The sequence below is a fragment of the Burkholderia sp. A2 genome (assembly GCF_001729305.1).
Taxonomy (GTDB): domain Bacteria; phylum Pseudomonadota; class Gammaproteobacteria; order Burkholderiales; family Burkholderiaceae; genus Burkholderia; species Burkholderia sola.
In genome coordinates this window covers 1-251 of sequence record NZ_LZXX01000089.1, presented here as the reverse complement: position 1 = coordinate 251, position 251 = coordinate 1, and the positions used below count along the sequence as shown (strand labels likewise).

At 76.1% G+C, this 251-nt stretch carries 1 protein-coding gene; it reads right to left on the bottom strand.

What is annotated here, in order from left to right; genetic code table 11:
* Positions 1–192 (bottom strand): hypothetical protein (locus A9Z05_RS37270; protein WP_218077809.1); only part of this gene is annotated, 192 nt, incomplete at its 3' end.
* Positions 193–251: the final 59 nt, after the last annotated feature.

Sequence of the window (251 nt, the reverse complement as noted above, 5' to 3'; positions counted from 1 at the left end):
CGCGAAGGCCGGCGCGGCGACCTCCGGCGGCATCGCACCCACGGCTTCGACCGACGCCGCCTCCGCGCCACTGCCGGTGCACTTCCCGACACCGCCCGCGCAACAACCTGTCGCCGCACGTGCCTCCACACCGGCATCCATCTCGACGACGACGCCCGCGACACCGCCCGCACCGCCCACCGCAGCACGCACCTCGGTTGCGCCGGCTCACGCCACAGTCACGGCCCCCGCCACCCCGATCCGCCCTGCCC